The organism is Mesorhizobium sp. YL-MeA3-2017 (genome assembly GCF_030814575.1).
In the GTDB taxonomy this organism is placed as follows: Bacteria; Pseudomonadota; Alphaproteobacteria; order Rhizobiales; family Rhizobiaceae; genus Mesorhizobium; species Mesorhizobium terrae.
The window spans coordinates 3,731,118-3,754,952 of sequence record NZ_JAUSVH010000001.1; the positions used below are offsets into that span (position 1 = coordinate 3,731,118).

26 protein-coding genes and 1 pseudogene are annotated in these 23,835 nt (G+C 63.6%); 26 read left to right on the forward strand and 1 reads right to left on the reverse strand.

Translation table 11 applies throughout. From position 1 onward, the window contains the following. Window positions 1-56 precede the first annotated feature (56 nt). From QFZ88_RS17845 to QFZ88_RS17865, 5 genes and pseudogenes are all read left to right on the forward strand, one after another. Window positions 57-878: an IclR family transcriptional regulator gene (locus tag QFZ88_RS17845; protein WP_065997682.1), complete on the forward strand. Its 822-nt coding sequence runs from the start codon at window positions 57-59 to the stop codon at window positions 876-878. 135 nt (window positions 879-1,013) lie between these two features. Next, on the forward strand, window positions 1,014-1,904 hold the full coding sequence (locus QFZ88_RS17850; RefSeq protein ID WP_083237714.1) for a substrate-binding periplasmic protein: 891 nt from the start codon (window positions 1,014-1,016) through the stop codon (window positions 1,902-1,904). Between the two features lie 16 nt (window positions 1,905-1,920). Next, window positions 1,921-2,562, forward strand: coding sequence for an amino acid ABC transporter permease (locus QFZ88_RS17855; RefSeq protein ID WP_065997681.1), 642 nt, complete (start codon window positions 1,921-1,923; stop codon window positions 2,560-2,562). Continuing rightward, window positions 2,559-3,281, forward strand: coding sequence for an amino acid ABC transporter permease (locus QFZ88_RS17860; RefSeq protein ID WP_065997679.1), 723 nt, complete (start codon window positions 2,559-2,561; stop codon window positions 3,279-3,281). Before QFZ88_RS17855 ends, QFZ88_RS17860 begins: the two co-directional genes overlap by 4 nt. Before the next feature lie 6 nt (window positions 3,282-3,287). Next, a pseudogene (locus QFZ88_RS17865) lies at window positions 3,288-4,265 on the forward strand (C45 family autoproteolytic acyltransferase/hydolase); the annotation flags it as partial. 70 nt (window positions 4,266-4,335) lie between these two features. Here the strand turns inward: QFZ88_RS17865 and QFZ88_RS17870 are convergent. Further along, a complete protein-coding gene (locus QFZ88_RS17870) occupies window positions 4,336-5,508 on the reverse strand; it encodes a hypothetical protein (protein ID WP_065997677.1) in 1,173 nt (390 codons plus the stop codon). Between the two features lie 149 nt (window positions 5,509-5,657). On the opposite strand from QFZ88_RS17870, the gene alr reads away from it, so the two are divergent. The 21 genes from alr to QFZ88_RS17975 all read left to right on the forward strand — a co-directional run bounded on the left by alr (window position 5,658) and on the right by QFZ88_RS17975 (window position 23,834). After that, window positions 5,658-6,950 carry an alanine racemase gene (gene alr, locus QFZ88_RS17875; RefSeq protein ID WP_083237712.1) on the forward strand — a complete coding sequence of 431 codons (1,293 nt, stop codon included), beginning with the start codon at window positions 5,658-5,660 and terminating at the stop codon, window positions 6,948-6,950. Between the two features lie 2 nt (window positions 6,951-6,952). Beyond that, window positions 6,953-7,837: a DMT family transporter gene (locus QFZ88_RS17880; RefSeq protein WP_065997673.1), complete on the forward strand. Its 885-nt coding sequence runs from the start codon at window positions 6,953-6,955 to the stop codon at window positions 7,835-7,837. A gap of 424 nt (window positions 7,838-8,261) precedes the next feature. After that, complete coding sequence (locus QFZ88_RS17885) at window positions 8,262-9,224, forward strand: ArdC family protein (RefSeq protein ID WP_065997672.1); 963 nt, start codon at window positions 8,262-8,264, stop codon at window positions 9,222-9,224. Window positions 9,225-9,275: 51 nt separating this feature from the next. Continuing rightward, a complete protein-coding gene (locus QFZ88_RS17890) occupies window positions 9,276-9,695 on the forward strand; it encodes a DUF2958 domain-containing protein (RefSeq protein ID WP_065997668.1) in 420 nt (139 codons plus the stop codon). A gap of 75 nt (window positions 9,696-9,770) precedes the next feature. Continuing rightward, window positions 9,771-11,501 carry a ParB/RepB/Spo0J family partition protein gene (locus QFZ88_RS17895; protein WP_065997666.1) on the forward strand — a complete coding sequence of 577 codons (1,731 nt, stop codon included), beginning with the start codon at window positions 9,771-9,773 and terminating at the stop codon, window positions 11,499-11,501. 538 nt (window positions 11,502-12,039) lie between these two features. Further along, a complete protein-coding gene (locus tag QFZ88_RS17900) occupies window positions 12,040-12,363 on the forward strand; it encodes a DUF736 domain-containing protein (protein WP_065997665.1) in 324 nt (107 codons plus the stop codon). A 197-nt stretch (window positions 12,364-12,560) separates the two neighbouring features. Next, a complete protein-coding gene (locus QFZ88_RS17905) occupies window positions 12,561-12,821 on the forward strand; it encodes a DNA -binding domain-containing protein (RefSeq protein WP_065997664.1) in 261 nt (86 codons plus the stop codon). Between the two features lie 125 nt (window positions 12,822-12,946). After that, window positions 12,947-13,288 (forward strand): transcriptional regulator domain-containing protein, encoded by a 342-nt coding sequence (locus QFZ88_RS17910; protein WP_245317486.1) that lies wholly within the window; start codon window positions 12,947-12,949, stop codon window positions 13,286-13,288. Next, a complete protein-coding gene (locus tag QFZ88_RS17915; protein ID WP_245317485.1) occupies window positions 13,209-13,712 on the forward strand; it encodes a DUF2285 domain-containing protein in 504 nt (167 codons plus the stop codon). Before QFZ88_RS17910 ends, QFZ88_RS17915 begins: the two co-directional genes overlap by 80 nt. A gap of 129 nt (window positions 13,713-13,841) precedes the next feature. Beyond that, on the forward strand, window positions 13,842-14,123 hold the full coding sequence (locus tag QFZ88_RS17920) for a helix-turn-helix transcriptional regulator (RefSeq protein ID WP_065997663.1): 282 nt from the start codon (window positions 13,842-13,844) through the stop codon (window positions 14,121-14,123). An 18-nt stretch (window positions 14,124-14,141) separates the two neighbouring features. Then, window positions 14,142-15,257 carry a replication initiator protein A gene (locus QFZ88_RS17925; RefSeq protein ID WP_083237709.1) on the forward strand — a complete coding sequence of 372 codons (1,116 nt, stop codon included), beginning with the start codon at window positions 14,142-14,144 and terminating at the stop codon, window positions 15,255-15,257. Further along, window positions 15,254-15,772, forward strand: a complete 519-nt coding sequence (locus QFZ88_RS17930) for a DUF2840 domain-containing protein (RefSeq protein WP_065997661.1) — start codon at window positions 15,254-15,256, stop codon at window positions 15,770-15,772. Before QFZ88_RS17925 ends, QFZ88_RS17930 begins: the two co-directional genes overlap by 4 nt. After that, entirely contained in the window at window positions 15,769-16,308 is a 540-nt protein-coding gene (locus QFZ88_RS17935) for a S26 family signal peptidase (RefSeq protein WP_083237721.1), read from the forward strand. Before QFZ88_RS17930 ends, QFZ88_RS17935 begins: the two co-directional genes overlap by 4 nt. A 46-nt stretch (window positions 16,309-16,354) precedes the next feature. Beyond that, the gene (locus QFZ88_RS17940) at window positions 16,355-16,690 is read left to right on the forward strand and encodes a DUF736 domain-containing protein (protein WP_065997657.1); all 336 of its coding nucleotides are present in this window, start codon (window positions 16,355-16,357) and stop codon (window positions 16,688-16,690) included. 4 nt (window positions 16,691-16,694) lie between these two features. Then, window positions 16,695-17,615: a lytic transglycosylase domain-containing protein gene (locus tag QFZ88_RS17945; protein ID WP_065997652.1), complete on the forward strand. Its 921-nt coding sequence runs from the start codon at window positions 16,695-16,697 to the stop codon at window positions 17,613-17,615. Window positions 17,616-17,858: 243 nt separating this feature from the next. Beyond that, on the forward strand, window positions 17,859-19,601 hold the full coding sequence (locus QFZ88_RS17950) for a relaxase/mobilization nuclease domain-containing protein (protein WP_065997650.1): 1,743 nt from the start codon (window positions 17,859-17,861) through the stop codon (window positions 19,599-19,601). Between the two features lie 24 nt (window positions 19,602-19,625). Continuing rightward, window positions 19,626-21,608, forward strand: a complete 1,983-nt coding sequence (locus QFZ88_RS17955) for a conjugal transfer protein TraG (RefSeq protein WP_065997649.1) — start codon at window positions 19,626-19,628, stop codon at window positions 21,606-21,608. Window positions 21,609-21,612: 4 nt separating this feature from the next. Continuing rightward, on the forward strand, window positions 21,613-22,077 hold the full coding sequence (locus QFZ88_RS17960; protein ID WP_065997648.1) for a CopG family transcriptional regulator: 465 nt from the start codon (window positions 21,613-21,615) through the stop codon (window positions 22,075-22,077). Between the two features lie 166 nt (window positions 22,078-22,243). Continuing rightward, window positions 22,244-23,224, forward strand: coding sequence for a P-type conjugative transfer ATPase TrbB (gene trbB / locus QFZ88_RS17965; protein ID WP_065997647.1), 981 nt, complete (start codon window positions 22,244-22,246; stop codon window positions 23,222-23,224). A gap of 47 nt (window positions 23,225-23,271) precedes the next feature. Then, complete coding sequence (locus QFZ88_RS17970; protein WP_245317495.1) at window positions 23,272-23,553, forward strand: TrbC/VirB2 family protein; 282 nt, start codon at window positions 23,272-23,274, stop codon at window positions 23,551-23,553. After that, window positions 23,553-23,834: a VirB3 family type IV secretion system protein gene (locus tag QFZ88_RS17975; RefSeq protein WP_065997644.1), complete on the forward strand. Its 282-nt coding sequence runs from the start codon at window positions 23,553-23,555 to the stop codon at window positions 23,832-23,834. The genes QFZ88_RS17970 and QFZ88_RS17975 overlap by 1 nt, the downstream gene beginning before the upstream one ends. Window position 23,835 lies beyond the last annotated feature (1 nt).

Sequence of the window (23,835 nt, forward strand, 5' to 3'; positions counted from 1 at the left end):
AGCCAGGCGGTATGAGGCATTGGGGAGATAACTGGGTTCTGAGATACACGCTGCGGATGCCAAAGACAGTCAACGAGACGGAACTGGCGAGCGGGGCGCAACTCCTGGACCGCGCGGTGGCGGTGCTGAATTTCGTCGGCCAGGCGGCGCGGTCGGGCGGCGCCAGTATCGCCGACATCAGTGAGGGGCTGAATCTCAAACAACCGACCGCGCATCGGATTGCCGTCGCCCTCGAACGTCATCGCTTGATCGATCGCGACAGCCTCACGAAGCGCTATAGGCTCGGGCTGGGGCTTTTTGTGCTGGGTGTCCGTGCCGCTGACGAGTCCGGCCTGCGCACGCTGGCACAGCCGGCGCTAACGCGCATCGGCGCGGCCACCGGCGACACCGTCTTCCTGATGGCACGCTCGGGGGTCAGCGCGATCTGCGTGGATCGCCACCAGGGCAGCTATATGATTGACAGCCTCACCGGCGGAATAGGCGGGCAGATACCGCTCGGCGTCGGTTCGGCCAGCCTGGCGATCCTGGCTTCATTGCCGCCGCCGGAGGCTGACGCCATCATCGAGGCGAACTCGCCACTCTATCCGCAGCATCATGGTCTGACAGCAGGCCGCGTCCGCAGCTTGCTGCCGGCAATACGCCAGGAAGGGTACGCCCTCGACAGGGGCGATCTGGTGGCCGGGATCTCGGCGTTCGCCGTCGCGATCAGCCCCGGGCAAAGGCCGAGCGGCGTGGCAATCGCCGTGAACATGACCAGCGCCAGACTGTCCCAAGACCGGTTCGAACAGTTGCTTCCATTGGTCAGACGGGAAGTGCAGCAGCTTGAAGAGCAGATCAATCCGCTGGAGATCATGTTCCGGCAACGCCCGGCCAGATGAACGCCGAAGCCCCTGCGACGTCGCAATTCGTGACGCTTCGCGCACGTTTACAAGTAAGCCGGCAAGGTTTAGAGTTCACTCATATTATGGATATCGGTAGGCTGGATTCCCCTTTCGTATGGAGTGTTGGGGCAGATGGTTTGCGATCGGCATGCGACTGGAACCTGCCTGGGTATCGCGCTCTGCGTGCTGATGGCCGTGTTGCTTTCGAAAGCCGCCCTTGCATTGGAACGATACCAGTTGAGCGTGCCGGGAACGCTGAGCGTTGCGATTACCGGCGACATGCCGGGTCTTGTCGCGCTCGATGGCAAGCTGTCGGGCTACGACGGTGAAATCCTCCAGATGGCGGCGACGCGGCTTGGCCTCAAGATAAGGCCGGTTCCGATGGAATGGTACGGCGCGATCGCTGCGACCCAGTCCGGCCAGGTTGACATCATCGGCGGCAACGTCGCCTGGACGCGGCAGCGGGCCGACGTGCTGACCATGACCGATCCCACAGCCTACTTCCAGAACGGCATTACCCAGAAGATCGGGCAGAACTGGAACAGCCTGGCGGATCTTGAGAACAAGAAGGTCGGCTCGATGATCGGCTTTGGCTTTCTGGTTGAACTGCGCAGGCTGCCCGGCCTGCAGCTCATGCTCTACGACACGCCGGACGCGGCAATGCGTGACCTGGTCATCGGTAGGATCGACGCCATGATCGGCGACCCGCCGGCCATCGACTACGCGATTTCGCGCAATCCGGACTGGAAGCTGCACACGGTCCCCTTCATCGACAACAATCCTGACTTCCCCTTGTTGACGAGCACCGGCCGGCAATATGTCTTTGGTCTCTCCAAGAACAATCAGGCGCTCGCCGATGACCTGAGCCGCGAGATCAGGCTGCTGTGGTCGGATTGCGAGGTCAGGCTGATCGGCAAGCATTATGGCCTGTTGAGCGACACGAACTTCGTGCCCTCGGCGGACAATTTCCGCGCCGGCGTCGACAGACCAGCCGACTGGGCCGCACCGCGTTGTCGGCAATAGCGAGCGGGGGTGAGCGGTGATCGACCTCGGCGTTGTCCTGTTGATCCTGCTGGACGGTGCAAGGATCACCGTCATCATCGCCTTGGGCGCGCTGGTCCTGGCGATTGCACTCGGCTTTTCTCTGGCTTCCGCCAGTTTCCTGCTCCGATCCCGTCTCGTCGACACTCTCATTGCGATCTATGCCGGGATCCTGCACACCATTCCCAGCCTGATCTGGCTGCTTCTGGTGTATTTTGGCCTGGCTCACATCGGGATCAGGCTCCCGCCGGTGCCGGCAGCCACGGCAGGACTGGGCATCATAGGGTCGGCGATGCTTGTGGAGGTTTTTGCCACGGCATTCCGGTCGGTGGCGGCAAAACAGAGCGAGCCGGCGCTTGCGCTGGGCCTTTCCCGCCTCCTGGCCTTCAGGCTGGTGATCGTCCCCAATTCCTGGCGAATAAGCCTGCCGCCGCTCGGCAACTATGCGCTCGCCCTCGTCAAGGACACGACGCTGGCCGCGGCAATCGCTGCGCCGGAGCTCATGTTCCAGGCGCGCGCGTTGGTGAACCGCACGTTCGAGACGGGACTGATCTATGGGCTGGCGGCATGCATCTATCTCGGCGTCGCCTTCATCCTTTTCCGCCTGACAAAGCGCTTTGAACAGGTGGCGAGCCAATGATGGAAGGCATTGCCTTGTATCTTGCGGACTGGGGCCCGCGCCTTTTCGAGGCTGCGTCGCTCACGCTGCTGTTGACCGCGGCAGGCTTTTGCGGCGCGTCCCTGGTCGGCCTTGGCCTGGAAGCCCTGAGGACGTCGCGCAGCGCGAGACTGCGCGGTCTCGTCAACTCGTATGTCTGGGTCTTGCGCGCCATACCGCTGCTGATCGTTCTCTACGTGCTTTACTTCGTCCTGCCCGGCTTCGGCTTGACGCTGTCGCCTTTCCTGGCGGGCACGCTCGGCCTTGTCCTTGTGCACGGCGCCTATCTGGCCGAGGTGCTGCGCGCCGGCATGCAGGCCGTGGAGCAGGGTCAATGGGAAGCCGCGCGCGCCGTTGGACTGTCTCGTCTCCTCAGCCTGCGGCTGGTCGTCATTCCCCAGGCCGTGCGCCATATGTCCGGACCACTGATCGTTGCCTTGATCTGCGTGCTCAAGGACAGCTCCGTCTGCGCCCTGATCGGCGTCAACGAGCTGACATTGACCTCCCGGGCGATCATGTCCGAGAGCTTCATGCCGCTGCATGTCTTCCTGCTCGCAGGCCTTTTCTACCTTGCGCTCGGCTGGCCGGCTTCGCTGCTCGCACGCGCGATCGAGCGGCGGACGAACAACCATCGCTGCCCGCAACCGCAGCGCTTGCGAGCGCCCAGGCGGCGGGCGCGCCTGGCGCCTCTGGCCAGGTGAGGGCCAATGGCGCGAGCCCCTTTTCCGGTTGTGGTCCTGCAAGGCGCGCCCTATGAGCGCGGCCATCAGCATGGAACCGCTTTCCAGCGTGATATCGTCTCTGACCTGGACCGGCTTGCCAGGTCTGTTCCAGCGCGCGTCCTGGTCAGGACACGACGCGAGGCGGAGGCGTCTTGGCGAACCCTGAATTTGCTCGCGCCTGCCATAGCCGCCGAAATCGAGGGAATCGCCGACGGCGCGCATTGTGCGGCCGAGGATATCTTCCTCAACAGCGGCTTCGAGTTTTTCGGGGAGCCGGCGCCGACCGGCTGCAGTGCGTTCGCCTTCAAGGGCGAGCGCGGCGCGGTTGTTGGCCAGAATTGGGATGCACCGCACGGCGCGAAATCCGGCCTGGTGCTTTTCGTGCACTTGGACCCGGACGGCTTTCAATTGGCCACCGTCGCTTCCAGGGGCACGCTGGGCTGGCTCGGCCAGAATGGCCACGGTCTCTGTCTGACGACCAATGATCTGATGCTCGACACAAGGACGGCAGGCCTGCCCAGCCAGGTGGTGCGTCGCATGGTCCTGTCCGAGCCGGATGTGCCGAGCGCACTTCGTCTTCTGCATCGGTTGCCGCATATGGGCGGGCGAAGTTACCTGCTTGGCGATGCCTCCGGACGGATAGCCGCGGTCGAGGTGTCGCCGGCAGCCGGCGTGAAAGCCCTTGCCGGCGCCGGTCCGCTCATCCACACCAACCACGCACTGTTGAGCGAGACGAAGGCCGTCGAGAACCGTGCCCTGCTGCAGCAGATCTATCCGTCGACATATGACCGATATGCCTCGCTTGCCGGTGCAGCCGGGTCCATGCGCTATGTAGCCGACGCCAAGCGCGTCCTGCGCGATCGGACCGGAGCGCCCAATGCCGTTGCAAAGAGCTTCTCGCGCGAGGAAGCGACCGAGACCGCGTGTTCGATCGTGTGCGATCCCACGGCAGGGGTGATCCATGTCTGCCTCGGTCTTCCCTGCGCGGGCGCGTTCGTTGCGCACGGCCTTCCGGCTCGCGACCGCGTCTCGGTCAGGCGGCACTCAGATCCGACTTCGCCAGTTGTGCGTGCCGATATTCAGCAAACCTTGCCGCAAGTTCATTCGCGATCTCCTCGCAATCCGCGAGACGCACAGCTGGGCAGTCGAAGCCGATTTCTTCGCGGATGATCGCGGCGGAATCCGTCGTGAAACGGATGGTGCCATCCGCGTCGACGGACTCGATACCGTCGAATTTCTGGCAGGCGCGGTTGATGGCGACAGCTTCGCCGATCGACAATCCCTCCGGCAGGTCGATGGATATTCCGTCTGGTGAAATCCTGACGGGATAGCCGCCGACTAGACCCAGGGGCCCTGGCGCATGAACGACGCGGTCAACGCCGTCGGCTAGCGACCGCAGCACGGCCGTCGCCGAGGAGGCGGTCACCGATTGCCCGGCCAGACCCTTGACGCGGCGGAAGCGCCCGGCGACGGTGGCAAACACCGCGTCGTGATCGATTGCCTCGGTCGGCAGGACCTCGCCGTCGAGGTAGAAACTCAGATGGTAGGGTGCACCGTCCGTCCCGCCTGAGCTCGGCATCCGGTAGCTCAGGAAGTGATGCGCAAAGAAACGCACGGCGATGCGCCTGACGTCGCAGCCGAGAAGATGGGCCGCCGCCAGCTGGATCCCCGGAACGGCATTGGCGATGTTGCCGATGCCGATCAAGGGGGCGGCGTTTTCGGCTGCGAGCGCCGCATTGGTCACGTCGGGATAGGACGCGTTGACGACCTTGGCCTGCAGGCCGGCCAGGCGGACGGCCTGCATCAGGCGGCGCACCAGAACCAGATGCATGGCTGCCCAGACGCCGCCGCGCGCCTGGTCCAGGCGCTGGAAGGCGGCTTGCGGCAGCTGGGTGATTACCCACCATGAATGCAGCGTCGTTGCGTTGAAGATGATGTCCGGCCGAAGCGCGGTGAGATAGGCGGCCGTCTCGTCGACATTCATCAGGTCGACGGCGGCGACCTGGATGCTGGCGTGGTGGCCGAGATTGGCCGCCGTGTAGCGCGCCAGGTTCGCGCGCAGCGATACTTTCTGGTTATCGCGTGCCGCTATGTGGATGTCGTAGCCGCAGCCGCTCTGGCTCAGAAAATCAAGAACGCCGCCGCCGAGCACGCCGCAGCCGAGTATCAAAATCCTGGTAGGATGATCGCCCGTTTCGAGAGCCATTTTGCGCCTCGCGTCTGAGTTAATGGTTGGTTCAACGCTCCGGACAATGGCAGCCGTTTGTGACAGCACCTTTTAGGACGGTACATACCTCTCACCTTTGAGATCGATACATCTTAAAATCCGATGGCTGTCACTCATCTGAAAGATGCTTGTCATCCACGCTCGATAACTTCGCCACCATCTGTCGGCGCATCGCCAAAATGGGGCGGCAAGGTGGAGAGCAAGGAATGAACCAGGTCGCTAACGTTGCGCGATATCTGCCATTGGACAGCGCGGTCCTGGAGGTCGATCTGGATGCGGTGCGCGCCAACTACATCACGATGACCGGTATTCTCGGCCGCGATGTCACCACTGCCGCGGTCGTCAAAAGTGATGCTTACGGACTCGGCCTGGAACCACTTGCCCGAACGCTGTGGGACGTGGGCTGCACGTCCTTCTTCGTTGCCAATCTGGAAGAAGCATTGAGACTGCGCGCCGTCTGCCCTTTCGCCAGGATCGCGGTCTTCCATGACGACTATGTCCGCTTTAGGCGAATTTACCGGCTGGAAGACATCCAGCCGGTAATCAACACGCCAGAGGAGTTGGATTTCCATTTCCGGACAGCGGCGACCGATCCGTACCTGCTCAATGTCGACACAGGCTTCTCGCGCCTCGGCCTATCCTCGTCGGAGGTTTCGGATTTTTCCAACAAGGAATGGTTTTTCAGGCACCCGCCCCGAATCCTGGTCAGTCATCTGGCCTGCAGCGACCATTCATCGGACGCGATGAATGAAGTCCAGAAGCTGCGATTTGAATCTTTGCGCGCATCGATCCGACCCATGGCCAGCAGCCTGGTGGCTTCCGCCGGCGCGTGGCTCGACACTTCGTTCCACTTCAATCTTGCCCGCATTGGGTCAGCGCTGTTCGGGCTCAACAATGCCGGTATCCGTCCCAATCCGCTGTGTCCCGTCCTTAGCCTGCGTGCCCGCGTCCTTGCCGTTCGCGAGGTTTCCGCACATGAAGCCGTAGGTTATGGAGCGACATTCCGCGCCCGCCGCAACAGCCGGATCGCCATCGTCGGCATCGGCTATGCCCAGGGGCTGCCTTGGGCGTGCGCGGGCAGGATCTCTGTCCGCCTCGGCGCGCATTCCGCTCCCGTGGTGGGGTGCATATCGATGGAATACGTCACGGTCGACGTGACGGACGTGCCGCCTGAACTCTGTGGTCCCGGCACCTGGGCGCAGTTCCTGCATGACGAATTTGACGTCGGCGACCTTGCCGCCGAGATCGGCGTCAATGCTCAGGAGATCGTGATGCGTCTGGGTTCTGGGTGTCTGAAGCGCCATCGGCAAGACGGCAGCGAGGAAGCCGAATTGATCGTATGGCGCCAGCGGCATCCGGCGCCGGAAACGCTGGGCTTTTACCATTCAACCGGCGACCGCGTAGCGCTTGGTGGCGTCTAGGCATGTTCTCCATCAGCAATCGAAACGCAGGTGTGGCCCTGGCCGTCCTTGCGGCGGTTTTCTGGAGCACGGGAGGATTGTTCTCGCGCTTGATCGCTGTCGACAGCTGGACGCTGCTGTTTTGGCGCAGCACCTTCAGTGCCCTTTTTGTGCTGATGTTCTTGACGCTGGTGCTTCGAGAGTCACTGAGCGGCATTGTCGGAAGGCTCACGCCCGCGGCATGGCTGGTTGCAGGCATGTCGTCGACGGCAATGGTCGCGTTCATATTCGCGTTGCGGAACACGACGGTCGCCAATGTCGCGGTCATTCATGCCGGGGCGCCGCTGATCGTTGCGGCCCTCTCCTGGGCTTTGCTCGGCGACAGGCCGCCGTCGGTTGCGCTTATAGCCGGCGTCGCAGCCATAGCGGGCGCCGTTTTGACGGTGGGTGCGTCGGCGCTCTCGGGAGGTGGTTTTACGGGTGATGTTCTCGCGTTAATCATGACCCTGCTGATGGCACTCATGGCCATAGCCATGCGCGGAAACGACCAATTCCCCGTGGCCGAGACTTTGATCCTTTCCAACATATTGTGCGCGGTGGCTGTGTTGCCGTTCTCAAGCCCGCTGGCCGTCGCGTCGAAGGACCTGGCTTGGCTGGCTTCATTCGGGCTTGTGCAGATGACGCTCGGATTTCTTACTTTCGGACTGAGCTTGCGCTATCTGCCGGCGCGCGACGCCGCGCTTATCGGTGCCGTCGAGACCCCGATCGCACCGATCTGGGTCTGGCTTGCTTTCCATGAGGTGCCGGCACAATCCACCATACTCGGTGGGTTGATCATATTCGTCTCGGTTCTGGCTTTCCTGCTCAGCGCCGATCGAAAGCCCGCGAATTCCTATCTCTCGAATTGACGACGTTGGTGTTCTCGTTATGCGTGCATTGCGTGGGCGACAATGTCAAATCGTGGTGTCCTCCGCTTCACCCAAACTTAGCTTTGCCTGACCGTCCAGTATCGTCCTTGCAGCAAGATGGTCCCGGTTTAGGTTGATCGTCTCCGGCGACTTCGTCCCCTCGGCGTAGACAGTTGCAGCGGCCGCCACCCTTTCCGGGTGGCGAAGTTGCTTTGTTTGGGCTCCCGGTGGCGCGGGGTGGGCGGCTCTCCCTTCTAGCCCCGCCGCGGCAGCCCGCAACCCTTCGCTTGCTGCTTCGGGTCCTCCACTTCGTTCCGGTCCTTCGGATGCCTGCCACCTCTGACGGCGGGCCTTTCCGGTCGTTTTCGCCGCCCACCCCGCTTCCGGGGGAGGGCGCAGCGAGATTGCGAGCGGAGATCAGATCATGCGCAGGACCGGCAAGCGTTCAGCCCGAGGCGGGGGTGGTGCAAAAGGCAACCAGCAACCGCAGGCCAGCCTCTATTCAGAAATCACGGACCGCATCATCGCCGATCTCGAACGGGGCTGCGTGCCTTGGGTCAAGCCTTGGGGCAGGGCGAAGGCGGCCATTGGTCTGCCGAAGAATGCCGCCACCGGACGCGGCTATTCCGGGATCAACATCCTCATCCTGTGGGGCGCGGTGATCGAACACGCTTATCCAAGCCAGAACTGGCTGACCTTCCGGCAGGCACTTTCGCTTGGTGGTTCAGTCAGGAAGGGCGAGCACGGCACGACCATCGTGCACGCGGATCGGTTCGTTCCGAAGGATGAGAAGGAACGCGCCGAGGCCCAAGACACCGAGCCGCAGGCAATCCCCTATCTGAAGCGGTTCACCGTCTTCAATGTCGCGCAGTGCGACGGCTTGCCCGAGCATGTCACGAGCGTAACCGAGCCGCTGCCCGAGCGGGAAATCATCCCGCACGCCGAGGCCCTGATGCGGGCTACCGGCGCGGATATCCGCATCGGCGGTGACAGCGCTTTCTACATGCCCGCCAACGATTGCATCCAGGTGCCACCGCAGCCCGCATTTTTCGAGCAGATCAACTACTACCGAACCTGTTTTCATGAACTCGGTCACTGGACCGGGCATCCGACGCGTCTGGCCCGTGATCTCACCGGGGCATTCGGCTCCAAAACCTATGCCCGTGAAGAACTGATAGCCGAGATGGCTGCGGCCTTCGTCTGCTCGGCGCTCGGCATCGCGCCGACGGTGCGCCACTCCGACTATATCGGCTCGTGGCTCACGGCGTTGCGCGAGGACAATCGCGCGATTTTTCGCGCGGCCAGCCTCGCCTCGAAAGCCGCCAATTTCCTGCTCGCCTTCAACAATGGCGTGGCAGGCGATGCTGAGGCGGGCATCGCAGCTTGAGCGCCGGCGCGATTGCACTCAACCCGATCATTCCCACCAAGGAACTTCGCCATGATCCTGATCACGGACGAACTGCGCACACGGCTGCTCGCCAACGGCGCAGCCGAGACTGGAACCAACCATGTCCCGGTTGTGAAACTGTTCAATCCGGTTGGGGCAGCGACATGGCTTTTGACCGAGCTCGACAAGGACGGCGACACGCTATTCGGGCTTTGCGATCTTGGCTTTGGCTTCCCTGAACTTGGCAGCATCAGCCTTGCCGAACTGGAAGCCGTGAAAGGCCCTCTCGGTCTTGGCATAGAGCGCGATCTTTACTTCGCGCCTCACTTTCCACTCACGGTTTATGCCGAGGCCGCGCGCGTCGCTGGCCGTATTGCCGAGGCGGAGCAGCTTTTGCGGCATGCCGCAGAGGCGCTGGCACTTTCCCATTTCGAGCTTCCGCCCGACGAGGCGGATGACAAGCGCCGCTAGATGCAAAGCCGGTCCGCTGCTCGGCCTCCGGCCTCGCGGCAACCAAACGCAACCAGAGCCAAAGGAGAAGAAATCATGCAGCTTGCTCACATTCCTATCGATAGATTGAGTGTCTCCATCGCCAACATGCGGCATTCGAAACGCGCGCCGGATATCTCCGATATCTTGCCCTCCGTCAGGGCGCGCGGCGTGTTGGTGCCGCTGCTGGTCAGGCCGAACGGCACACCGGAGAGCTTCGAGATCGTCGCCGGACGGCGGCGCTATTTCGCGGCAAAGACAGTCGCCGGGGAGCGCGGCGAGGTCGAAGCCTTGCCCTGCGCCATCATGGAAGACGGCGACGACGCCGCCGCGCTTGAGGCGTCGTTGATCGAGAACATCGCCCGCCTCGATCCCGATGAGGTTTCACAATGGGAGACGTTCACGCGCCTGATCGGGCAGGGCCGCACGATCAGCGATGTTGCCGCGACATTCGGCATCACCGAGCTTCAGGTGAGGCGCATTCTGGCGCTCGGGCGTCTGCTGCCCAAGATCCGCGAAGCCTACCGCAAGGACGAGATCGACGCCGAGACGGTGCGTCACCTCACCATGGCCTCCAAGGATCAGCAAAAGCATTGGCTGGAGCTCCTTGCCGATCCCGATCAGTACGCGCCGCATGGCAGGCAGCTGAAGCAATGGCTGTTCGGCGGCCAGTCGATTTCCACAAAGGTGGCGCTGTTTGCCGTCGAGGATTACGGCGGCTTGATCGTCTCCGACCTGTTTGGCGAGGACTGCTATTTCGCCGATGTCGATCTGTTCTGGCGCAAGCAGAACGAGGCAATCGCGGCTAAGCGTGATGCCTATCTCGAAGCCGGTTGGCGCGACGTGGCGGTGCTGGAACCCGGCCAATATTTCCACTCTTACGATCACGAGAAGACGCCGAAGAAAAAGGGCGGCAAGGTGATCATCGCTGTCTCGCAGCGCGGCGAGGTCGAGTTTCATGAGGGCTGGCTGACGCGCAAGGAAGCACGCCGTCTCCGCTTCGATGAACAAGACGGCGAGCAAGTCGAGACACCGGTAAAGATGTCTCGCGCAGAACTCACCGGGCCGATGCAGAACTATGTCGATCTGCATCGGCATGCAGCGGTGCGCGCCGCGCTGTTCGATCATCCGGGTGTCGCGCTCCGATTGATGGTGGCGCATGCGATTGCCGGCTCACACCTGTGGCAAGTACGGCTGGAACCGCAACGCGCTGCAAATCAGGCCATCGCGGAAAGCATCGCCGCAAGCAAAGCGGAAGCTGTTTTCGCCGGAAAACTGCGCGAGGTTCTGACCTTGCTTGGTCGGCTGGATGACGACACGACCATTGCGGGAGGGTACGGCGATGACGTTACCCTCGCCACTATCTTCGTCCAACTGCTTGCGTTGACTGACGAGGATGTCGCGCGGGTGCTGGCTTTTGTCATGGCGGAAACGCTTTGCGCCGGAACGGCAGTCGTCGAGCTTCTCGGCGCGCATCTCAACGTTGATATGGCAACTTGCTGGAAGCCGGACGACGCTTTCTTCGACCTGCTGCGTGACAGGGAAGTCGTCAACGCCATACTTGCCGAGATCGGTGGCAATGAGGTCGCTGACGGCAATGTTTCGGAGAAGGTGAAGACGCAGAAGACCATCATCCGCGACTTCATTTCTGGCCAAAACGGCAGGCAGAAAGTCGATGGCTGGCTGCCGCGCTGGATGAAATTCCCCGTTGAGAGCTACACCGAGCGCGGCGGTTTCCGCACTGCCGATCAGTGGGCTGAGGTCAAGGCGCTGGCCGGGTCCGAGTGACCGTCACATGGCGAGTGGCGGCAGATTGGATTGCCGCCGCTCGCCCCAATCTCAAGTTCAGATCGATTGGCTCAGGCGCTGCCGCCGTAAGCACTGGCCGCTCCATTTTCGGGTGCTGGCATCGCCGCTGATTGCTTCACTCCCACATGCAAATGGTGTTGGAGCGCACGAGCTTTTTTGGGCAGGATTGCGCCAGGTGCCGCGTCGAATGATCCCGCTATTCCTATAGCCTCCGTTGCATCCAGGCTCTGCGCGCGCGCGTTGCCGTGAAATCTCCAACTGCCTTGGCAAGGACCATTTCCCTGCGGCTGGCTTGTTGACCTATGGGCGGATCCGGCCCGCCCGAAACCCTCGACTGACGACTTTTTTCCCCGCCGCCTGCGGCGGCTTCCTCGCGCCGCTTCGCTCCAAAAAAGCCGCCCGCTCGGGTCCTCCGCTGCCGCTGCGGCCCTGCCGGATTCGGGCCGTCCGGACGCGCCCATCACGGTCCGCCATCGCAGGGGAATGGTCCCCGGCGAATACCCAAAGGAGACTTCAAATGACCGCGATCGGTTACGTCACCAAGCAGGAAAACGGCGCCTACAAAGGCCAGCTCAAGACACTCAGCCTCCGCGCCGACATCGACATCGTGCCCAACCAGGCCAAGAGCGCCGACAACCATCCCGACTTCCGGGTGCTGGCGCAGGGCGTCGAAGTGGGCGCCGGCTGGGTCCGGACCGGCGAGGCTTCCGGAAAGGACTATGTGAGCCTGTCGATCGCCGCCCCCGAGTTCGGCCCGCGCAAGCTCTACGCCAATCTCGGCCGCGCCGCCGGCCACGATGACGACGAAACCTACGCCATCATCTGGAACCCGGCCGACTGATCGGCAAGACCGGGCCCCCGCACCGCTCCGGCGCGGGGGCCTCTCCGGTGAGGCTCCGGCATCCGGAGCTTCCATCTGCAGCACGACGAAACCCGATGCGATATGTGCATCGCGTGATGCCTGGAAACCGTGCTCCGACAGAAGGCCTTTCCCGATAAAATGCGGTCCTGGATGCTGACAAGAAGGCTTCTTGCCCCATGATCGAGCCTTATGACGATGCCGCTCCGACCGGCGACGACCTCACCGCTTACGACCAGGCCCATCTCAAACTGTATGCGCGTCTGCTCGACGCCGACAGCGATGGCGCCGACTGGCGGGAAATCGTCAGGATCGTCTTTGGAATCGATCCAGCGCGGGAGCCCCGGCGGGCGGCCACTGTCCATCAAGGCCATCTGGCCAGAGCGCGCTGGATGGCGCGGAAGGGCTATCTTCTTCTTTTGCGCGGATCCCCAGACTGACGCAGGCCTGATGCATAGGTGATGCGACCAGGGCATCGCCCGATGCCCAATGAGGGCCTTCCCCGGGCCGTTGCGGCCAGCAATTCTGCCCACTCCGAAAGCGCATCGTCTGTGGGAACTGCTGCATGAGGCCCGAAGCATCTCAATGGCGCGATCCTGACAGCTACGCCTTTTTCGATGCGCTTTCTGTCGAAGGCCTTGCCTGGGAATGTCTTCGTCGCTGCGAAGACTATTACAGACAATATCACGAGCTGGTGTCTGCCGGTGCGGAGGCCGCGCCCTTGAACCTCGATGCGCAACGGCGTTGGGGGTTGCGATTTCCCGGCCCGGCCAGACCTGTCCGCCCTGTCGCAGACTGTACTTTGGACCCCGTCCGCGAACCCTGCCGTGGTCACCCTTGTCGCCGCCCCGCATTTCCTGTCGACGACCCGGCCTCCGCCATTGGAAGGCTCCAGCGTATACCGTGAAAGTCCCGAAGGACGTCACGCTCTCCATGACGGTCCTGCCGCCACGCAGTTTATCCTTCGTCCTGGCGCGAAACCCGGCGGTGTCGTAGCCGCCCTGATCCCGCTCGACGCCGATGCGTTGGGAAGGATCGAAGCACTCACCCGGTTCTGGCGCTCCTGGCAAAGGCAAACGATACCTGCGGATACGCGCATAACGCCGCAGCGCCGCGCCCGGCTGCGGCTGATGCTGCGGGCCGCAGATGGTCGCAGGAGCGCGGCGAGTTATCGCGAGATCGCCAGGTCGATCTACGGTGAGCCTCGCGTCGCCTCCGAACCCTGGAAGACGTCGGCGCTTCGCGACACGGTGATCGGACTTGTCAAAGGTGGGAGCTCCATGATCGCCGGTGGCTACCTCCAGCTCCTTCGCCACCGCCGCCGACCCTAGGCGCCCTCGGGTGGGGATTTTTGTCTCCCCCAACTTCCCCATCCCCCGTGCCCCGTTCGCTACGCCACCATGGTTGTCATCCGCCGCTGGACGCCAGCGGTCGCCTAACAATCCACGGAGACACGCTCCATGCAGTCCGAACGCGCTATCTTACCCCCGCGCTTTCTGCGCACCAAGGAGGCGGCTCAGTTCCTGAGCCTGTCGGCTCGGACGCTGGAAAAGCACCGCACCTACGGCACCGGCCCGGCCTACCGCAAACTCGGCGGTCGCGTCGTCTATGCCGTCGACGACCTCAAGGCCTGGGCCGATCACGGAGCGGTCACCTCGACATCCGATCCGCGCGGTTCGGTCCTGCCGGCGAAACGTCACGCAGCCGGCCAGCCGCCCTGCATCGATCGATGCACACGCTGATCGTTGGTGAAACTCTTCATGGTGGCGCGGAGCCAGTCCCTTTCCGAGCGCGGGCAGTTCGACCTGTTCAGGGCACTCCCCGGCGATTTCGCAGCCAGAGATGCGCAGGACCTCATGGCCTATCCCTTCTTTTCACTCTCCAAGTCCCACCGCGTCGCGCCGATCGACTTTCGCGGCGGTGATGTCTCGATCCGTGTCGAGGCCGTGCCGGATCACGGCATGGCGACCATCTGGGACGCCGATATCCTGATCTGGGCGGCGAGCCAGATCGTCGAAGCGCGCGATGACGGAATAGCCACTTCCCGGCTGATGGCCGCCACGCCCTACGAAATCCTGACCTTTGTCGGTCGTGGCACGTCGCAGCGGGATTACCGGCGCCTGAAGGCAGCGCTGGATCGTCTCCAGTCGACCACCGTGTGCACATCGATCCGCCAGACGGTCGAAGGGCGGCGCCATCGCTTTTCCTGGATCAACGAATGGCAGGAGCGGACCGATCGCCACGGCAGGCCTGCCGGCATCGAGCTGATCGTACCGGACTGGTTCTACCAGGCCGTGCTGGATGACGCGCTGGTGCTCACCATCGACAGGGCATATTTCGATCTGACGGGCGGGCTTGACCGCTGGCTCTATCGCCTTGTGCGTAAACATGGCGGCCGGCAGCAGGCCGGCTGGCGCTTCGACTTCCGCCATCTCCACCAGAAGTCCGGAAGCCTGTCGCCGTTCAAGCGCTTCGCCTTCGAAATGCGCGATATCGTTCGTCGCCAGCCTTTTCCCGGCTACTGCCTGTTTCTCGAGATCGATATTGGCGGGCGCGTGCTGCTCGCTTTCGAGCCATCCTCCGCGCGGGAGGGGGACGGCGTCGTGCCATCAGGAACCCGAACCATCGTGCCATCGGGAACCGCCGGGTCGTGCTATCGGGAACCCGGGAAGGCCTTAAGCGCTGGAAAGACAACGGGAAATCGTCTCCCTAACTTAGACTCTAACTCAGAATCTAACCGTAAGCGGCGCCGTCGCGGCGTGAACGACGCAGAAAGCATGTGTCCGGACAAGGCTTCAGCGGCAGCCGATCACGGCAACGCCACCAGGCCCGCATGTCCCACCTTCGACCTCCCGACCGAAGGAGACGCCTCATGACCGGGGATGCGAATCGCCGTATGCGCGCCCGTCCGCTGCCGGACGGTCCGAAACCTTTCACGACGCTCGTCGACCTGACCTGGCGCCAACGGCGGATCGAACACTGGATCAGGTTCGGCCGCAAAAGCTACCAGCAGATCCTCGACCGTCACCGCAGCCTCGCCGGTTTCGCACCGGACAGCATCTTCGCCTTCGTGCGATGGGCCGCCAACGACTATGGCACCATCGTTTCGCGCATCGACATCGTGCGCGCCGTCGGACGCGGCGAGCCTTTCCAGACATTGCCCTTCGTCCGGCCTGGAGGCGACATTCTGCTGAAAGCCGAAAGCTGGTCGAGCGTCGAGCGCGTGCTTCAGCGCATCGATGCCATCGAAGCATTGGGCATCGATCCCGTCGAGGTGGATCCGGCTCATTGGCGCCATGTCCACAACCGCCTGCGCGCCGGCGAAACGCCGTCCTCCTATACGCTCTCGCGTCATGAGGCGTGGCTGATGCGCCGAAGGACGAAGCAGTGATGCGCGCCGGCGGCCTTCTCATCTGCGTCTTCGGCACGCTTGGTGTCGGATTTGCGTGCCTTGCACCGATGCCGGTCAAGCTCATATGGAACGCCTCCGCCAGCGTGCCGGTCGGGCTCTATACGGTCGTCGCTAACACGCCGCTGGACGTAGCGGATGTTGTCGCTTTCGTTCCATCGGAACCGCTCGCGAGCTTTCTGGCGGAACGCGGTTATCTGCCGGATGGCCTGTCGCTTCTGAAGCGCGTGCTTGCCATGCCCGGACAACTCGTCTGCCGCACCAACCTGGCGATCACCGTGGATGGTGCCGAGGTCGGTTCTGCGCTCGCGCGCGATCGCGCTGGCCGCGATCTGCCCGCCTGGCAGGGTTGCCGCCGCATCCACAGCGGCGAAGTGTTCCTGATGAACCGGCAGGTCCGCGACAGCTTCGATGGCCGTTACTTCGGGCCGACGACCACGGACCTGCTGCTTGGCGCCGCCGTGCCGTTGTGGACCGACGACGGCAGCGGCCGTTTCCGGTGGCGGCAAACACCTTGAACGCGCGCTCACTCCTACCGACACCCTGCAACAAACGGAGGTTGCCATGACCAATATCGGCGCATTCCAGCAGACCAGGACCGGCTATAGCGGCCGCATCCGTACGCTCGTCCTCGATGCTGACGTCGTACTCATCCCCGCGAACAAGACTGACGCCGACAACACGCCGGACTTCCGCATCCGCCGCGACGACGAAAAAGGTCCGGAGATCGGAGCCGCGTGGAAGGAGACCGGCGACAGGGCCGGTGACTATCTGTCGTTCCAGATCGACGACCCGGCCTTCGCCCAGCCGATCCGTGCCAACCTCTTCCGGTCCGATGACAATGATGATGCATGGTCTCTCCACTGGAATCGCCCGAAGCCGCGAAAAGCGCGGAGCTGACGCCATGCGGTCCCGCGCGGTCCTGACGATCCAGATTCTCATCCCTTTGTTCGCGAAAAAGCCGCTTCATCCCCTCGTCCCGCTCGAGCACGATCCGGTCAGCGCGCGCAGCGCAGGTCAGGGGCGGCGTCCCGCCGGCGCTTTGCGCGCACCCTTGACCGCAGCGAGCACGCTGGCAGGCTTGCGGGTCTGCGGGAAAGGTAAGTACGTACGGCACGCCATTCTCGTGGCGGCCGGTCTGCTCTCGCCCGGCTGCTCAGTGGACCTGGCGCTCGCGCATTCCGCACCGGTCGCACGCGCCACGGCCGTCGATCGTAATGCCGCGCACATCGCGCACGCGTCGCGGCGGTTCGGTATTCCGCAGCGCTGGATTCGTGCGGTGCTCCACGCCGAAAGCGCCGGAAAGGAACGAGCCCTGTCACCGGCGGGCGCGATAGGTCTGATGCAGATCATGCCGCACACCTGGGCTGAACTGCGTACCCGCCACCGGCTCGGCCGCGACCCCTACGATCCGCATGACAACATTCTCGCCGGCACGGCCTATCTGCGTGAGATGTGGGACAGGTATGGCGACGTTAACGCCATGCTCGCCGCTTACAATGCCGGGCCGGCGCGCTATGATCGGCACCTGGCGTCCGGCCGTCCACTGCCTGCGCAAACACGTGCCTATGTCGCCTCGCTTGCAGCGATGCTGGGTGGCGAACGCCCTTCCAAGATCGCGCTGGAAGCGCCTCGTCCGCCGGATTGGCGCGAAGCGGCGATGTTCATCGAGCGGACTATTAGCGCCTCCGTTTCCCATCAGCCGTCTCCTGATCGCTTCCGGAACTCTCCGCGATCAGCTTCCACGGCGACACAGGATAGTTCAGGGGTAGGTCGGCGAGAGGAGATTTTCGTCATCCGCAACGGGCATGCCGGACGGCCATGACCAGCGTTGCGGCTTGGCGTGCGCTTGCGCGTGTTGATGTGTCATGGCGAAGGATTGCTGTGGTGCGCGGTGCCGCGGCCGAGCGACGGCAAGATAAAAGCGCGCACGGTGCGCTTGGGTCGGACGGTTGTTTTTGTTCAGCTTTCTGTCGGGTTTTGCACGGTGCAGCGTATCTGTGCACCGTGTGCTTTCGGTCTATATCTCTGATTTCGCGTCTTGTTTTGCACGTTGCGTGGTCACGCCATGTCCGGTGAGCGCGAATTCCGCATCCGTCCGGGCCGCATCCGCTCAACCCGCGCGCAGCATGGGCGGCCCTTCATCGCCCAGGCGTTGGTGGCGGCGAGGAAGGCGGGCGGTGGCATTCCGCGATCCGGTCACGTTGTGCGCGGTGCCCGCTCGCGCTTCGGTCTTGGCCAGCGCGCAAGCATCCAGGCCAACAGGCTGATCACGTCGCGCAGCCGCGGCGCCGTCGTCAAGGCGCGTGTGGTTCGTCATACGGCGTTCGGCGCACAGCTCGGAACACATCTCGATTATCTGCGCCGCGACGGTGTCACCAGGGAGGGTGAAAAGGGACGGCTGTTCGGACCGGGAACGCAGCCCGCGGACGGTCGCGTCTTTGCCGGGCGCTGCGCGGAAGACCGTCATCATTTCCGCTTCATCGTCTCGCCCGAGGACGCCCGGGAGATGGCCGATCTTAGATCCTTCACCGGCGATCTCGTTGGTCGCATGCAAAAGGATCTCGGGACGCGCCTCGACTGGATTGCCGTCGATCACTGGAACACCGGGCACCCGCATATCCATCTGATCGTGCGCGGCGTCCGCGACGACGGGGAGGACCTGGTCATCGCGCGCAGTTACATCAAGGAGGGAATGCGGGATCGCGCTCGCGATCTCATCACCCAGGAGTTGGGGCCACGGACCGACCTCGATATCCGCCGCAACCTCGAAAGGCAGATCGAGGCGGAACGCTGGACGCAACTCGACCGGCAACTCATGCGCGAGGCTGCCACGACAGGCTTCATCGATCTTGCCCCGCGCGCCGGCCGCCAGCCAGACGAGTTTCACGCACTGAAGATCGGCCGGCTCCGCTTTCTCGAAGTTCTCGGCGCGGCCAGACAGGTCGGTCAAGCGCAATGGTGCATCGAGCCCGAAGCCAAGGTGGTGCTTCGCCAACTCGGCGAGCGCGGCGATATCATAAGGCGCATGCACCGCGCGCTCTCGGAAGTCGGCATTGAACGCGCGGCGGATCGTTATGTGCTGGCGGCGGAAAAGCTCGCTGTCCCGGTCATCGGGCGGCTGGTCGAGCGCGGCCTCGATGATGAGCTGACCGGCACCGCCTATGCCGTGGTCGACGGCGTCGATGGTCGCACCCATCATGTCCGTCTGTCCCACCTGGCGGCTGCGGGAGACAGTGCGCCGGGCTCCATCGTCGAACTCCGCACTTATGATGACGCGCGCGGCGACCGGCGCGTGGCGATCGCCGTCCGTTCCGATCTCGACATCAAGGCACAGGTGAGGGCTTCGGGCGCGACCTGGCTCGATCGGCATACTGTCGCGCGCGAGCCCGTGGCGCTCGCTGACAGTGGCTTCGGTGCCGACGTCAGGAAGGCGCTCGAGCAACGCGCCGATCACCTCATCGGCGAAGGTCTGGCCAATCGCGACAAGGGTGGGCGTGTCGTGTTCGCGCGCCGGCTGCTCGATACCTTGCGCGATCGCGAACTCGCTGCCCTTGGGGACAAGCTCGCCGCCGAGACAGTGTTGCCCTTCCACCGTGGCGGCAGCGGTGAGTTCGTCGCCGGCATCTATCGTCGGCGGTTCGACCTCGCGACCGGCCGCTTCGCCATGATCGACGATGGTCTGGGCTTCCAGCTCGTGCCCTGGTCACCGACGCTTGAGAGAGAGCTCGGCCGCCATGTATCCGGCGTGGCCCGCATCGACGGCGGCATCGACTGGAGCTTTGGTCGCAGGCGGGGGCTCGGCCTCTAGGCCTCATCAGCAAGGAGAACCGTGATGTCCGCTACGAAAATCCTCTGGGGGCAGATCCTGTGCGTGCTTGCCATCGTGCTGGTGACGACGTGGGGCGCGACGCAATGGACGGCGTGGCGACTCGGCTTTCAGCCACAACTCGGCCCGGCCTGGTTCGATCTCGCCGGCTGGCCGGTCTATTATCCCCCGTCCATCTTCTGGTGGTGGTATTTCTATGACGCCTACGCGCCGGACATCTTCCTCGAGGGCGGGCTGCTCTCCGCCTCAGGGGGGTTCGTCGCCATCGCCGCGGCGATCGGCATGTCGGTGTGGCGGGCCCGGGAAGCAAAACATGCCGCCACCTATGGTTCGGCGCGCTGGGCCGACAAGAGCGAGATCAAGGCAGCGGGCCTGCTGGGGCCCGACGGTGTCGTAATCGGCTGTTTGGAGCGAGACTATCTCCGCCACGATGGGCCAGAGCATGTGCTGTGTTTTGCGCCGACACGATCCGGCAAGGGCGTTGGCCTGGTTATCCCGACGTTGCTGACCTGGTCGGGTTCCGCCATCGTCCACGACATCAAGGGCGAGAACTGGCAGCTCACCTCCGGGTTTCGCGCGAAGCACGGCCGCGTGCTGCTGTTTGACCCGACAAATCCGAAATCCTGCGCCTACAATCCGTTGCTCGAGGTTCGCCGTGGCGAGCGGGAGGTGCGCGACGTCCAGAACATCGCTGACATCCTTGTCGATCCCGAAGGCAGTCTCGACAAGCGCAATCATTGGGAGAAGACCAGCCACAGTCTGCTGGTCGGCGCGGTCCTGCATGTCCTCTATGCGGAAAACAACAAGACGCTCGCCGGCGTCGCCAGCTTTCTGTCGGATCCGAAGCGGCCGATCGAATCCACTCTCCTTGCGATGATGAAAACCGCCCATCTTGGTGAGGCCGGGCCGCATCCTGTCGTGGCCAGTGCGGCGCGCGAACTGCTCAACAAGTCCGACAATGAGCGCTCCGGCGTGCTTTCGACCGCCATGTCGTTCCTGGGGCTCTACCGGGATCCCGTCGTCGCGGAAGTGACAAGGCGCTGCGACTGGCGCATCGACGACATCGTGGGCTGTGAGAGGCCGACGACGCTCTATCTCGTTGTGCCGCCGAGCGACATCAACCGAACCAAGCCGCTCATCCGCCTGCTTCTCAACCAGATCGGCCGCCGCCTGACCGAGGACCTGCATTCGCGCGCCGGCCGTCACCGGCTGCTCCTGATGCTCGATGAGTTTCCTGCGCTGGGACGCCTCGACTTCTTCGAGACCGCGCTCGCCTTCATGGCGGGCTACGGCCTGAAGAGCTTCCTCATTGCTCAAAGCCTGAACCAGATCGAGAAGGCTTATGGCCCGAACAACTCCATTCTCGACAACTGCCATGTCCGCGTCAGCTTCGCCACAAACGATGAGCGGACGGCAAAAAGGGTCAGCGACGCTCTCGGCACGGCAACCGAGATGCGTGCGATGAAGAACTATGCGGGACATCGCCTTTCACCGTGGCTGGGACACCTCATGGTATCCCGGCAGGAAACGGCGCGCGCGCTGCTGACACCGGGCGAGGTGATGCAGCTTCCGCCTGCGGACGAGATCGTCATGCTTGCGGGCACAGCGCCGATCCGGGCGCGGAAGGCGCGCTATTATGAAGACAACCGCTTTTCGGAGCGTATCCTGCCGCCTCCGGAATTGCCTGGCACCGAAGAATTGCTCGACGACAACTGGAGCAGGTTGCCGGCACTCGCGCAGTTGGCTGGCACTGCCTCGCTGGCGCAACAGCATGATGACGATGATCCGACCGGGGCGGAACGCCGTCATCAGCCCGAGCTCGATCGCGTGAAGCCGGTAGCAAACAAGGAGCCGGTCGCGAACGAATTCGAGCTCGACCCGGGCGACGACGCAGACGACGATGCGGTGGCCAACCGTCAGCTGACGAAGCTCATGCAAGGCGTCGCGCGGCAGGTGGCGCTCGATCCGGAAGACGGCATGGAGCTTTGAGCAGATGGCTGTCCGAGGCAAGAAGACCAAGGTCTCTGTCTATGTCGACCCGGATGTCATGACGATGCTGGCGGACTATGCCGCGCGCCGGAACCTGTCCCAGTCGATGGTGGCGGAAGCCGCCATCGCTTCGTTCCTGTCCCCGGATGACGCCGAGCGACGCGAGGCGGCGATCGGCAAGCGGCTCGATCAGCTCGACCGGCGCATGACGCGGCTTGAGCGCGACGTCGGCATCGCGATCGAGACACTGGCGCTGTTCATCCGTTTCTGGCTCGCCACGACGCCCGCCTTGCCGGAGCCTGCCGCCCAGGCCGCCCGCGCAAAGGCCGCTGAACGATACGAGAACTTCATCACCGCACTCGGCAGGCGTCTGGCGAAAGGACCAAACCTGCGACAGGAAATAGCGGAAGACGTGGCTGTCTCCGAAACCGATGCTCAACATCCGGCTGGGGCGGACTGGCAAGGTTAGACCTCCACGCTTGTCCCGTCCCCGAGGCGACAGCGCCGTTCCTTTGTATTTGCACGCCACGACACTACGACAATCGAAACTTGTTGAACCTGGCCGCCTTGCGGCTCTTTTAGTCATCCCCAATCGGGGAACGACCTGTTGAGGCCCCGTCGAAAACGAGGCCGCAATGTCGTCCATCCACTACAGGCAGGAAGCTATCCAGCGGGGCGCACGCATGATGCGCACGGCACTCGGTCCCGCCATTGCCCGCCTGCTGGAAGAGCCCGCCGTAGTCGAGGTGATGCTGAACCCGGATGGCCGTATCTGGGTGGACCGGCTCTCCGCCGGGCTCGCCGACACGGGGCTGATGATGTCTGTCGCCGATGGCGAGCGTATCGTCCGCCTGGTTGCCCACCATGTCGGTGCCGAAGTGCATGCCGGCCGCCCGCGCGTCTCCGCGGAGCTGCCTGAAACCGGCGAGCGCTTCGAAGGCCTGTTACCGCCGGTCGTCACCGCTCCGGCCTTCGCGATCCGCAAGCCGGCCGTCGCGGTGTTCAGTCTTGGTGACTATGTCGATGCCGGCATCATGAGCGGTCCACAGGCTGAAGCGTTGCGGTCGGCCGTCCAGACGCGCGCTAACATTCTTGTCGCCGGCGGCACCTCGACCGGCAAGACGACCTTGACCAACGCGCTTTTGGCCGAGGTTGCGACGGGCGCCGATCGCGTCGTCCTCATCGAGGACACACGCGAGCTGCAATGTGCCGCGGCCAATCTCGTCGCCATGCGCACCAAGGACGGCGTCGCCACGCTTGCCGATCTGGTCCGCTCTTCGCTGCGCCTGCGGCCCGACCGTATCCCGATCGGCGAGGTTCGCGGCGCGGAAGCCCTCGACCTGCTCAAGGCATGGGGCACGGGCCATCCGGGCGGGATCGGAACGATCCATGCCGGCAGTGTCATCGGCGCGCTGCGCCGTCTCGAGCAACTCATCCAGGAAGCAGTCGTCACCGTCCCGCGCGCTTTGATCGCCGAGACCATCGATGTCGTTGCCGTGCTGTCGGGTCGGGGCTCGCAGCGGCGGCTCATCGAACTCGCACGTGTCGATGGCCTCGGCCCGCACGACGACTACCGCATCGTCCAACTCACATCGAACCCAGGAGACCCCGCATGACTCGAAAACTCCTGCGTGCCAGTCGCGCGGTGACGACCATCGCCGCCATGTCCGCCAATACCCTCATGCTTGCGACGGCCGCCCACGCCGCGGGCTCCTCCATGCCGTGGGAGCAGCCGTTGCAAAAAATCCTGCAGTCGGTCGAAGGGCCGGTCTCCAAGATCATCGCCGTGATCATCATCATCGTCACCGGTCTTACCCTGGCCTTCGGCGATTCCAGCGGCGGTTTCCGCCGTCTCATCCAGATCGTGTTCGGTCTGTCCATCGCTTTCGCGGCGTCGAGCTTCTTCCTGTCCTTCTTTTCCTTCGGCGGCGGAGCGCTCATCTGATGGCGGCCGCTTTCGAACAGCTCGACGCGGTACCGGGGTTTTCGGTGCCGGTCCATCGCGCGCTGACCGAGCGCATCTTGCTCGGCGGCGCACCGCGCTCCATCGCCATCGTGAACGGCACCGTCGCCGGTGCGATCGGCCTTGGCCTCCGGCTCTGGCTGCTCGGGCTCGTCATCGGGGCGATCGGGCATTTCGCGGCGGTCTGGGCGGCGAAGCGTGATCCGCTGTTTGTCGAGGTGGGCCGCCGGCATCTGCGCATGCCCGCTCACCTTGCGGTGTGAG

Bases quoted from the DNA above. Each gene is read 5' to 3' on its own strand.
- QFZ88_RS17920 (WP_065997663.1), top strand. From the start codon at position 13,842: ATGCAGTCCGAACGCGCTATCTTACCCCCGCGCTTTCTGCGCACCAAG.
- QFZ88_RS17975 (WP_065997644.1), top strand. From the start codon at position 23,553: ATGGCGGCCGCTTTCGAACAGCTCGACGCGGTACCGGGGTTTTCGGTG.
- QFZ88_RS17930 (WP_065997661.1), top strand. From the start codon at position 15,254: ATGACCGGGGATGCGAATCGCCGTATGCGCGCCCGTCCGCTGCCGGAC.
- QFZ88_RS17950 (WP_065997650.1), top strand. From the start codon at position 17,859: ATGTCCGGTGAGCGCGAATTCCGCATCCGTCCGGGCCGCATCCGCTCA.
- QFZ88_RS17880 (WP_065997673.1), top strand. From the start codon at position 6,953: ATGTTCTCCATCAGCAATCGAAACGCAGGTGTGGCCCTGGCCGTCCTT.
- QFZ88_RS17845 (WP_065997682.1), top strand. From the start codon at position 57: ATGCCAAAGACAGTCAACGAGACGGAACTGGCGAGCGGGGCGCAACTC.
- QFZ88_RS17850 (WP_083237714.1), top strand. From the start codon at position 1,014: ATGGTTTGCGATCGGCATGCGACTGGAACCTGCCTGGGTATCGCGCTC.
- QFZ88_RS17925 (WP_083237709.1), top strand. From the start codon at position 14,142: ATGGTGGCGCGGAGCCAGTCCCTTTCCGAGCGCGGGCAGTTCGACCTG.
- QFZ88_RS17900 (WP_065997665.1), top strand. From the start codon at position 12,040: ATGACCGCGATCGGTTACGTCACCAAGCAGGAAAACGGCGCCTACAAA.
- trbB (WP_065997647.1), top strand. From the start codon at position 22,244: ATGTCGTCCATCCACTACAGGCAGGAAGCTATCCAGCGGGGCGCACGC.
- QFZ88_RS17890 (WP_065997668.1), top strand. From the start codon at position 9,276: ATGATCCTGATCACGGACGAACTGCGCACACGGCTGCTCGCCAACGGC.
- QFZ88_RS17940 (WP_065997657.1), top strand. From the start codon at position 16,355: ATGACCAATATCGGCGCATTCCAGCAGACCAGGACCGGCTATAGCGGC.
- QFZ88_RS17885 (WP_065997672.1), top strand. From the start codon at position 8,262: ATGCGCAGGACCGGCAAGCGTTCAGCCCGAGGCGGGGGTGGTGCAAAA.
- QFZ88_RS17860 (WP_065997679.1), top strand. From the start codon at position 2,559: ATGATGGAAGGCATTGCCTTGTATCTTGCGGACTGGGGCCCGCGCCTT.
- QFZ88_RS17955 (WP_065997649.1), top strand. From the start codon at position 19,626: ATGTCCGCTACGAAAATCCTCTGGGGGCAGATCCTGTGCGTGCTTGCC.
- QFZ88_RS17960 (WP_065997648.1), top strand. From the start codon at position 21,613: ATGGCTGTCCGAGGCAAGAAGACCAAGGTCTCTGTCTATGTCGACCCG.
- QFZ88_RS17910 (WP_245317486.1), top strand. From the start codon at position 12,947: ATGAGGCCCGAAGCATCTCAATGGCGCGATCCTGACAGCTACGCCTTT.
- QFZ88_RS17970 (WP_245317495.1), top strand. From the start codon at position 23,272: ATGTCCGCCAATACCCTCATGCTTGCGACGGCCGCCCACGCCGCGGGC.
- QFZ88_RS17895 (WP_065997666.1), top strand. From the start codon at position 9,771: ATGCAGCTTGCTCACATTCCTATCGATAGATTGAGTGTCTCCATCGCC.
- QFZ88_RS17945 (WP_065997652.1), top strand. From the start codon at position 16,695: ATGCGGTCCCGCGCGGTCCTGACGATCCAGATTCTCATCCCTTTGTTC.
- QFZ88_RS17905 (WP_065997664.1), top strand. From the start codon at position 12,561: ATGATCGAGCCTTATGACGATGCCGCTCCGACCGGCGACGACCTCACC.
- QFZ88_RS17870 (WP_065997677.1), bottom strand. From the start codon at position 5,508: ATGGCTCTCGAAACGGGCGATCATCCTACCAGGATTTTGATACTCGGC.